Origin of the sequence: Pseudoalteromonas sp. AOP7-A1-14 (assembly GCF_052376275.1) — a bacterium.
Classification (GTDB): Bacteria; Pseudomonadota; Gammaproteobacteria; order Enterobacterales; family Alteromonadaceae; genus Pseudoalteromonas.
The window spans coordinates 1-762 of record NZ_JBQSVO010000271.1; the positions used below are offsets into that span (position 1 = coordinate 1).

Below are 762 nucleotides of genomic sequence, written 5' to 3' on the forward strand. Positions count from 1 at the left end.
TAGGGCGTGTTGATCTTTGTGGTATGAAAAACAAACAGCATGAAGATAAGGTATAATTGAATTCGCCAGAAAACTTTACACCGAACCTACATGCCAAGATTAATGTTAACAGACGGGACATGGAATGTCTTATCAAAAGTAATGTACTTAAGTGGTCGAATTTATAATAAGCCCAACCATAGAAAAACGCTCGAAGGCATACTGTATAAGATGCGCACAGGTATTCCATGGCGAGATTTACCTTCTGATTTTGGCCGTTGGAGTGCTATCTACAGACGGTTTAATTTATGGTCCAAAAAAGGGATTTTGAATGAACTGTTTCGCGCATTATCTCGTGATGCGGACATGGATTGGGTCTTCATTGATGGCAGTATTGTCAGGGCTCATCAACATAGTTGCGGTGCAAGAACTGCTGACAATGAATCAATTGGAAAGAGCCGAGGTGGAAATTCTACGAAAATTCATCTTGCAGTCGATAGCGGAGGGTTGCCTGTTTATTATGAATTATCCTGTGGGAATACGCATGATATCGTCCATGCAGAGTCACTCGTAGCTAATTGCCCAACAAGTAATATGGTTGTCGCAGATAAAGGCTACGACAGTGAAAAACTGAGAGCGTTTGTTCGTGATAATAACGCTACACCCGTTATTCCACGTAAGGGCAACAGTTTAGTAGGCAATGAAGATATTGACTGGTGCATGTACAAATATCGGCACTTGGTTGAGAATGCATTTGGCCGTATTAAGCAATATAGAGGGATA

Annotated in this window: 1 protein-coding gene; it reads left to right on the forward strand. The window is 41.2% G+C overall.

The genetic code is table 11. The features are described from left to right. Positions 1 to 90: 90 nt before the first annotated feature. Positions 91 to 762, forward strand: a 672-nt coding sequence (locus ACT3RM_RS18065; protein ID WP_444511541.1) for an IS5 family transposase, incomplete at its 3' end; no start/stop codon positions are given.